The sequence below is a fragment of the Achromobacter sp. SIMBA_011 genome (assembly GCF_046535435.1).
GTDB lineage: Bacteria > Pseudomonadota > Gammaproteobacteria > Burkholderiales > Burkholderiaceae_B > Achromobacter > Achromobacter dolens.
The window spans coordinates 1-270 of record NZ_JAWRWN010000514.1 but is presented as its reverse complement, the minus strand read 5'-3'; the positions used below and the strand labels follow the sequence as shown (position 1 = coordinate 270).

Below are 270 nucleotides of genomic sequence, written 5' to 3'. Positions count from 1 at the left end.
CCCCGCCTTCGCCGAGGAAATTGAAGTACTCGGCTTCCGGTAACTCCGCGCCGCGGAAAACGCGAAAGTCTTCCTGGCGCATCAGCACCGGCGAATAGGTGCTGCATTCGGTATGAATACCACCAACGGCAATACGCATCTCGCCTGCCCCTCAATGAACCGGGTTCAAGGAGACGATGGCGGAAAAACGCAGCCAGTCCTTCTGCGCCTTCGGAGTCCACGCCGCCTCGGCAATGGCCGGCAGCCTCGGGAAAACCAGATGGTTGAAAT

1 protein-coding gene is annotated in these 270 nt (G+C 59.3%); it reads right to left on the bottom strand.

All coding sequences use genetic code 11. The features are described 5' to 3' along the window. Nucleotides 1-139: M81 family metallopeptidase (locus SB816_RS31950; protein ID WP_410548237.1), on the bottom strand; the 139-nt coding region annotated here is incomplete at its 3' end. Between the last annotated feature and the right edge of the window lie 131 nt (nt 140-270).